Genomic DNA, 8,161 nt, shown 5'->3' with positions numbered 1-8,161 from the left:
CGCTGGTGGCGTTCCTGCGCCACGCCGAACTGAAACCCGGCCGCTACAGCTACCACAACCCGCTGACCAAGCTCGACCTGTCCCACGTCTCCGACGTCTTCCGCGACGAGGCGGCCGGTTCCTCGCCCGAGCAGATCGTGTTCGAGGTCGGCCCCGAGCACATCGCCCTGATCCGTCACCTCGCCATGGGCTGGGACGAGGCGCGGGGCGTGCCGGCGGTCGATGCGGGCGCGCCCTACGGCCCGGGCAGCCTGGACGAGGCGATGACCCGGGCGCTTGGCGGTCCGCGCGAGGACCTGGCCCACCTGCACCGGTCGATGCAGCCGGCCTTGCAGATCTTCCTGCGCAGCGCGGACATCGCGCCGGGGGATTTCGCGGTCTGACGAGGTCTCCACTCGAGCTGCTTCGTCAAGAGAGCGCGGTTCCCCTCTCCAGGCGATGCCGGGCAAGCCCGGCATCGCCTGGAGAGGGGAGCCACGTACTATTTTGAAACATCAGCGCTATACGTGACGTGTGGCAGCAAGGCCGCGTCGTCCGCTCACGCCGCCTCGACCACGTGCTCCTCCGCCACCGCCCCATGTCCGCCATGCTGCCGCAACGGCCGGTTCCCGGTCACCCGCCGCAGCAGCACGTAGAAGACCGGGGTCAGGAACAGCCCGAACGCCGTGACCCCGATCATGCCGGAGAACACCGCGACACCCATCGCGCGCCGCATCTCCGAGCCGGCGCCGGTGGCGGTGACGAGGGGCAGGACGCCCATGATGAAGGCCATCGAGGTCATCAGGATCGGGCGCAGCCGCAGGCGGCTCGCCTCGATCGCCGCCTGGACCGGCGTGCGGCCGGAAAATTCCAGCTCCCGGGCGAATTCGACGATCAGGATCGCGTTCTTGGCCGAGAGCCCGACGAGGACGATGAGGCCGATCTGCGTGAAGACGTTGTTGTCGCCGGCCGACAGCCAGACGCCGGTCATCGCCGCGAGCAGGCCCATCGGCACGATCAACAGGATCGCCAGCGGCAGGGCGAGGCTCTCGTACTGCGCCGCCAGGACCAGGAAGACCAGGAGCAGGGCGAGCGGAAACACCCAGACGCCCGAATTGCCGGCGATGAATTCCTGGTAGGTGAGGTCGGTCCACTCGAAGGCGAAGCCCCGCGGCAGGGTCTCGGCGGCGATGCGGCTCGCGGCTTCCTGCGCCTGGCCCGACGAGGTGCCGGGCGCGGCACCGGCATTGATGTCGGCGGTGAGGAAGCCGTTGTAGCGCATCGCCCGCTCGGGGCCGGCGGTCTGGCGCACGCGCAGGAGGGTCGAGAGCGGCACCATCTCGCCCGAGCCCGCCCGCACCTTCAGCAGGCCGACATCGTCGGAGCGGGCGCGGAACGGCGCGTCGGCCTGGACCCGGACCGAGTAGGTGCGGCCGAACCGGTTGAAGTCGTTGACGTAGAGCGAGCCGAGATAGATCTGCAGCGTGTCGAACACGTCGGTGACCGGGATCTTGAGCTGGCGCGCCTTGGTCCGGTCGATGTCGGCGAAGAGCTGCGGCACGTTCATCTGGAAGCTCGAGAACAGCCCGGCCAGTTCCGGCGCCTGCGCGGCCTTGGCGAGGAAGGCCTTCGTCGCCTCGTTCAGCGCCTCGTAGCCGAGGCCGGCCCGGTCCTCGATCTGCAGCTTGAACCCGCCGATCGTGCCGAGCCCGTTGACCGGAGGCGGCGGGAACATGGCGATGAAGGCCTCGGGGATGCCCGCATACTTCTTGTTCAGCGACATCGCGATGGCGGCACCGCTCAAGCCCGGACCTTTCCGCTCCTCGAAGGGCTTGAGGGTCGAGAACACGATCCCCGAATTCGACGAGTTGGTGAAGCCGTTGATCGAGAGTCCCGGGAAGGCGACCGCGCTCTCGACGCCGGGCTCCTTCAGGGCGATCTCGCTCATCTTGCGGATCACCTCCTCGGTCCGGTCGAGGGTGGCGCCGTCGGGCAATTGCGCGAAGCCGACGAGGTACTGCTTGTCCTGGCCTGGCACGAAGCCGCCGGGGATCTGGCGGAACAGCAGGGCGGTCACGCCGACCAGCACGAGATAGATCACCATCATCGCCCCTTTGCGCGAGATGACGCCGCCGACGCCGCGCCCATAGCCGTCCGAGGCCCAGCCGAAGGCGCGGTTGAACCGGCGGAAGAACCAGCCGAGCAGGCTGTCGAGCACCTTGGTCAGCCGGTCCTTCGGCGCGTGATGGTCCTTCAGGAGCAGGGCCGAGAGGGCCGGCGACAGGGTCAGCGAGTTGATCGCCGAGATGACGGTCGAGATCGCGATGGTGAGGGCGAACTGCTTGTAGAACTGGCCGGTCAGCCCGCTGATGAAGGCGAGCGGGACGAAGACCGCGACCAGCACGAGCGCGATGGCGATGATCGGCCCCGACACTTCCCGCATCGCCTGGTAGCTGGCGTCGCGGGGCGAGAGCCCGGCCTCGATGTTGCGCTCGACGTTCTCCACCACGACGATCGCGTCGTCGACGACGATGCCGATGGCGAGCACCAGGCCGAACAGGCTCAGCGCGTTGATCGAGAAGCCGAAGGCGTGCATCACCGCGAAGGTGCCGACGATCGAGACCGGCACGGCGAGCAGCGGGATGATCGAGGCCCGCCAGGTCTGCAGGAACAGGATCACCACCAGGACCACCAGGGCCACCGCCTCGAGCAGGGTGTGGATCACCGCCTCGATCGAGGCGCGCACGAACTGGGTCGGGTCGTAGACGATCTGGTAATCGACCCCCTCGGGCATGTTCGTCTTGATCTCCGCCATGGTCCGGCGGACCGCATCGGAGATCTGGATCGCGTTCGAGCCGGGCGATTGCGAGATGGGAAGCGCCACCGCCGCCTTGTTGTCGAGGAGCGAGCGCAGCGCGTAATCCGCGGCGCCGAGCTCGATCCGGGCGATGTCGCGCAACCGCGTGATCTCGCCGCCCTCGCCGGTCTTGACCACGATGTCGCCGAACTGCTCCTCGCTGGTGAGGCGCCCCTCGGCGTTGAGCGAGAGCTGCAGGTCGAGGCCGGGGACGGCCGGAGAGGCGCCGATGATGCCGGCCGCCGCCTCGACGTTCTGGGCCTGGATCTCCCGCACCACGTCGCCGGCCGACAGGCCGTGCTCGGCGACCCTTTGCGGATCGAGCCAGATCCGCATCGCGTAGTCGCCCGAGCCGAAGAGCTGAACCTGCCCGACGCCGTCGAGGCGGGCGAGGCGGTCCTTGATGTTGAGCACCGCGTAGTTGCGCAGGTACGTCATGTCGTACCGCCCGTTGGGCGAGACGAGGTGGACCACCATCGTCAGGTCGGGCGAGGACTTCACCGTGACGATGCCGAGCTGGCGCACGATCGCCGGCAGCCGCGGCTCGGCCTGCGAGACCCGGTTCTGGACCAGCTGCTGCGCCTTGTCGGGATCGGTTCCGAGCCGGAACGTCACGGTCAGCGTCATGATGCCGTCCGTCGTCGCCTGGCTCGACATGTAGAGCATGCCCTCGACGCCGTTGATCTGCTCCTCGATCGGCGTCGCCACGGTCTCGGCGATGACCTTGGGGTTGGCGCCCGGGAAGGTCGCCCGCACCACCACCGAGGGCGGCACCACGTCCGGATATTCGGAGATCGGCATCGCGAACAGCGACAAGAGCCCGCCGATGAAGATGAGCACCGAGAGCACGCCCGCGAAGATCGGGCGGTCGATGAAGAACTTGGAGAGGTTCATGCCGCCCTCCGGGGGCGAGAGGAGAGGCCGTCAGCCGCGGGGCGGGTGCCGGTTCACGGATGAGATTCGATGAAGTCGCGGGACCCCCTCTCCCGAATGGGAGAGGAGTAGGGGGATCGAAGATCCCGCGTGAGGGTGTGGCGGTTCAGGATCGAGCACTGATCGGGGTGCTGGGATCGGAACAATCCGAGATTATCTCGGCAGCGCAGCCCCCCGACGCGGGATCTTCGAACCCCTGGCCCCTCTCCTACTCGGGAGAGGGGAACGGAGACTTGCTTTCGGACACCTGAGAAGGATGGCAGGGATCGGAACCGATCTGCGCGACCGGACTGAAGCCCTCCATCGCCATTCCGGACTGCGCTGCGCGGCCCCGGAACGGCGATGGAGGGGGTGCGCCGACTTGGTGGGTCCGCTCCCCTTAGCGCTGCGCCAGCTTCCCCGTCCCCGGCTCCTGCATCGGCCGCGCCCCCATCGTGACGGGCGAGGGGCTGACGAGGCTGCCCGGGCGCACCCGCTGCAAGCCGTTGACGACGATCCGCTCGGCCCCCGTCAGGCCCGAGGTGACGATCCTCAATCCCTCGACCGCCCGGCCGAGGGTGACGGCCCGGAACTCGGCGCGGTTGTCGGCACCGACGACCAGCACGAAGCGCTTGTCCTGGTCGGTGCCGACCGCCCGCTCGTCGACGAGCAGCAGGCGCTCGGGCGCGGCCTGGCCGAGGCGCATGCGGGCGAACTGGCCGGGGATGAGGTGCCCGTCGGCATTGGCGAAGGTGGCGCGCACCCGCACCGTGCCGCTGCGGGCATCGACCTTGTTGTCGATGAATTGCAGGTGCCCCTTGGCCCGCTCGCCGTCGGCGGTGGTCATCTCGACCGGGATGCGGTCGAGCTTGCCGCGCCGGCCGGAGGGCTCCGCGACGGCGCCGAGCGCCTTGAGCACCACCGCCTCGTCGGCGTCGAAGCTCGCATAGATCGGATCGACCGAGACCAGCGTCGTCAGCACCGCGGCGCCGGCCCCCGTCGCCACGAGGTTGCCCGGGGTGATCTCCCGGCGCCCGACCCGGCCGCTCACCGCGGCCCGCACCTCGGTATAGTCGAGGTTGAGGCGGGCGGCCGCCAGCGCCGCCTTCGCGGCGTCGAGATTGGCCTTCGCCTCCTTGAAGGCGTTCGCCCGCACGTCGAGGTCGCGCGCCGTGACGATGCGCTGGTCCGACAGGCGCTGCCCGCGCTCGTAGTCGCTCGCCGTGAGCGCCAGCCGCGCCTCGGCGCCCGCCACCTGCGCCTCCAGGCGCTGGACCTCCGCGGCATAGGGCGCGGGGTCGATCGTCACCAGGAGGTCGCCGGCCCGGACGAGGTCGCCCTCGGAGAAGTGCGTCGCCTGCACGGCACCGCCGACCCGGGCCCGCACGTCGATGCGCTCGACCGCCTCGAGCCGGCCCGAGAATTCGTCGAACAGCACCACGTCGCGGGGCTCGACCGCCGCGACCGGCACCGGAACCGCCTGCTCGACGGGCGGGGTCGCAGCGACGGCTCGACCGGAGGAGAGGTGCGACAGGGGCGCGAAGTGGTAGGATGCGCCGGCCAGCAGCGCGAGGGCGAGGCCGGCCGCGACGAGGCGCGGAGCGCGGGAGGGGACGACAGCAGGATCGGGATTCACGACCGGCTCCGACATCTGTAAGGTTCGATACACATGTCGGCGTGGACGCCGGCCGTCAAGTGACTTATCTACCACTCGATACAAAAGCTGGAGCCAGCGGACAATGGTGATGGGGCGGCCCCGGTCCTTCTGCACGGACAAGGCCCTCGACGAGGCGATGGAGGTGTTCTGGCGCCACGGCTATGACGGGGCGACCCTCGCGATGCTGACGAAGGCGATGGGCATCAAGCCGCCGAGCCTCTACGCCGCGTTCGGCAGCAAGGAGGGCCTGCTGAAGGCCGCCCTCGACCGCTACGCCGAACGCCGCGCCGAGCACATGCGCTACGTGCTGGCGGGCGCGACCGCTCGCGACGTGGCGGAGCGCTTCCTGTCGAGCATCGCCGAGAGCCATACCGACCCGGCCAACCCGCCCGGCTGCCTCCTGGTCCAGGGGGGGCTGGCCTGCGGCGCCGGCTCGGAGAACATCCCGTTCGAACTCGCCTCGCGCCGCGCCCAGACCGAAACCGAATTGCGCGAGCGCTTCGTGCGGGCGAAGCGGGACGGCGACCTCGCCGAAGACGGCGATCCGGCGGCGCTCGCCCGCTTCCTGTCCACGGTCGCTTCGGGGATGGGGGTGCTGGCCTCCTCCGGGGCGGACCGTGAGGCGTTGCGGGAGGTGGCGCGGGTGTCGCTCGGAGCCTTCCCGCCGAGCCACGGAGTGGCCGACGAGCCGGGCTGACCCGACGGAGGCGCCGCGTGGGCCTCCGGCGGGCTTTCGCCCACCTCCGCGGCCCGCCTTCCGCGTCGGCGCACCGCCCATCATCGAGACCTGCTCGACAGCATCGACCGCCGCGATGACGACAGGTCGATCGCCGGTGGTCGTCCCGCGCGGAACGGTTGTAGCTGCATCACCTGATGCGGGACCTTTGGGTAAGTCATCGCCTTGACGTAGTGACAAAGGAATTGGTGTTTTACGGAAAATTATCGCGTCCCTGATTCTGTGGAGGGATCGGGGCTTCCGCCCCGCTTCCTGCGCCTTCAACGGCTAGCAGCGCGTCGCGAGCTGGATCACGCATGTTCTCCCTCTCCAAGCTGGCCGTCAGGCTGCCCGCCACCACCGTCGGACTGGCGCTCGTCAGCGCGACCGTGATGGGTGGCCTGAGCTGGCAGTCCGCCCGAGGCAGCCTCGTCTCGGCCGTTCAGGACCAGCTTCAGCTCGCCGCAACGGCGACCGGCCACGGCATCGCCCTCGCCGTCGATCGGGCCCAGGCCGATTTCACCGCCGTCGCCGGCCACCCGCAGGTGGCCTCGAACTTCACCGATCTCATCGAGAATCTCGATCCGGCCAAGCCGGACTATGCCGGGATCCTCACGGCCTTCCGGGCCCCGCCGAGCCCGGAGGCGCGGCTCGCCTTCGACGGCACCACCACGAACACCATGTACGGGCGCCGGCACGTCAAGGTGCAGGAGGTGGCCCGCAAGCTCCTGAGCCAGCCCGGCTATGCCGACCTGCTGTTCCTCGATCCCAACGGGCGGATCGTCTACACGGCGACCAAGGGCGACGACTTCGCGGCCTCGGTCACCGATCCGGCCCTGCGCGACACCGCCCTCGCCCGCCTGTTCGAGCAGATGAAGGGCGCCGGGCCCGACGCGGTCTCGTTCGCGGATTTCTCGGCCTATCCGGTCGGCGGCACGCCCGCGGCCTTCGTCGGCCGGGCGATGAACCGGCGCGCCAACGTCGCCATGGGTACCGCGCAGGCCATGGAGCGCGCCGGCTACGTCGTGATGCGGATCACGCCCGCGCTGTTCGACCAGACCCTGTCGCAGCGCGCCGGCCTCGGCGAGACCGGCCAGACCCTGGCGGTCGGCGCCGACGGGCGGCTGCGCGGCAACCCGCCGCTCTCGACCAAGGTCGCGGCCGGCGCGCCGTCGAGCGATCTCGGCATCACCCCGGGCCAGATCGCCGCGCAGGCGCCGTTCTCCTACGAGACGCCCGACGGCCGCCACATGGCGGTGAGCGCGGCCGTGCCGGTTCTCGGCGCCCGCTGGACCATTGTGGCGGAGCAGTCGGAGGCCGAGGCGCTCCAGGCGGTGAATGCCCTGTCCCGGATGCTCCTGCTGATCGGCCTGTTCGTCCTCGTCGGCACGGCCGTGCTCGGCCTCATCATGTCGCGGGCGATCGTGCGCCCCCTCGGCGCCCTCACGGTGGCGCTCAAGGCCCTGGCCGCCCGCCAGACCCTCGACGAGGTGCCCGGCTTCCGGCGCCGTGACGAGATCGGCGACATCGCCCGGGCCGTGGTCATGATCCGCGACGTCTCCCTGGAGGAGGCGGCCCAACAGCTTCAGACCACCGAGGCGGCACGCCTGCGCGAGGAGCAGACCCGGCGCCACATGCTGCGCGACCTGGCCGATCGGTTCGAGGTCTCGGTCGGCAGCATCGTGACCCGCGTCTCGGGCGCGGCGGAAGGGCTGACCGGGGCCTCCGGCGCCGTGAACGACGCGGTCGAGGGCACCTCGTCCCGCTCGGTCAGCGTCGCGGCCACCGCCCGGCAGACCAGCGGCAATATCGGCGCCGTCGCGGCGGCGGCCGAGGAACTCGGCGCGACCGTGTCGGAGATCGGCCGGCAGGTCGTGCAGGCCGCCGGCATGTCGGCCGAGGCGGTGGCGCGGGCGCGCGATGCCGGCGGCACGATGGCGGAGCTGTCCGCCGCCGCCGCCCGCATCGGCGACGTCGTCGGCCTCGTCTCGCAGATCGCCGGCCAGACCAACCTGCTGGCGCTCAACGCCACGATCGAGGC

General features: G+C 70.2%; 4 protein-coding genes and 1 pseudogene. 3 read left to right on the top strand and 2 right to left on the bottom strand.

The window, feature by feature from the left end:
- Positions 1 to 383 (top strand): annotated as a pseudogene (locus VQ03_RS34040) (hypothetical protein); the annotation flags it as partial.
- Between the two features lie 155 nt (positions 384 to 538).
- Here the strand turns inward: VQ03_RS34040 and VQ03_RS27880 are convergent.
- Both VQ03_RS27880 and VQ03_RS27875 read right to left on the bottom strand, forming a co-directional pair.
- Entirely contained in the window at positions 539 to 3,730 is a 3,192-nt protein-coding gene (locus tag VQ03_RS27880) for an efflux RND transporter permease subunit (RefSeq protein WP_048454177.1), read from the bottom strand.
- Positions 3,731 to 4,148: 418 nt separating this feature from the next.
- Entirely contained in the window at positions 4,149 to 5,399 is a 1,251-nt protein-coding gene (locus VQ03_RS27875) for an efflux RND transporter periplasmic adaptor subunit (RefSeq protein WP_048454176.1), read from the bottom strand.
- An 88-nt stretch (positions 5,400 to 5,487) separates the two neighbouring features.
- Between VQ03_RS27875 and VQ03_RS27870 the strand changes: the two genes are divergently transcribed.
- Positions 5,488 to 6,102: a TetR/AcrR family transcriptional regulator gene (locus VQ03_RS27870; protein WP_048454175.1), complete on the top strand. Its 615-nt coding sequence runs from the start codon at positions 5,488 to 5,490 to the stop codon at positions 6,100 to 6,102.
- Positions 6,103 to 6,437: 335 nt separating this feature from the next.
- The coding region (locus tag VQ03_RS27865; RefSeq protein WP_048454174.1) for a methyl-accepting chemotaxis protein at positions 6,438 to 8,161 on the top strand (1,724 nt) is incomplete at its 3' end.

This window comes from Methylobacterium tarhaniae (assembly GCF_001043955.1).
Taxonomy (GTDB): Bacteria; Pseudomonadota; Alphaproteobacteria; order Rhizobiales; family Beijerinckiaceae; genus Methylobacterium; species Methylobacterium tarhaniae.
Note: the sequence above shows the minus strand (reverse complement) of the source record. Positions and strands in the feature narration are given on the sequence as shown.

Coding starts and splice junctions, on each gene's coding strand:
- VQ03_RS27870 (WP_048454175.1), top strand. CDS start 5,488: ATGGTGATGGGGCGGCCCCGGTCCTTCTGCACGGACAAGGCCCTCGAC.
- VQ03_RS27880 (WP_048454177.1), bottom strand. CDS start 3,730: ATGAACCTCTCCAAGTTCTTCATCGACCGCCCGATCTTCGCGGGCGTG.
- VQ03_RS27875 (WP_048454176.1), bottom strand. CDS start 5,399: ATGTCGGAGCCGGTCGTGAATCCCGATCCTGCTGTCGTCCCCTCCCGC.